1 protein-coding gene is annotated in these 339 nt (G+C 65.8%); it reads left to right on the top strand.

Annotation, left to right across the window (positions count from 1 at the left end):
• Positions 1 to 150: 150 nt before the first annotated feature.
• The coding region (locus tag MKK54_RS11535) for a hypothetical protein (RefSeq protein ID WP_244010959.1) at positions 151 to 339 on the top strand (189 nt) is incomplete at its 3' end.

Below are 339 nucleotides of genomic sequence, written 5' to 3'. Positions count from 1 at the left end.
GGGTGACTTGCCCAACATCTCGGGTGCCTCCTGTGGTCGATTGGAATCGTCCACGGACAGGAGGCGACAGCGTGCAGAGCATGGGCGGGAACAGCGACATCGATCGGACCGGACGCAACGTCTTGGCGGGCAGCCGCGGACGGGCGATCGGTGTCGCTGGTGCCCGAATTCTTGGCCGCCGAATTCTTGGCCGCCGAATTCTTGGCCGCCGAATTCTTGGCCGCCGAATTCTTGGCCGCAACGGTTTCCGATGTGGGGCGGACGGTGGACATGCCCTTCGAAGGGGCCGAGCGACCCGCCCTTGTCAAGGCGCAGGCCCAGGCGCAGGCCAAGATGCCG

The sequence above is a fragment of the Methylobacterium sp. J-068 genome, from assembly GCF_022829445.1.
GTDB lineage: Bacteria > Pseudomonadota > Alphaproteobacteria > Rhizobiales > Beijerinckiaceae > Methylobacterium.
This window is presented reverse-complemented; position numbering and strand designations above follow the sequence as displayed.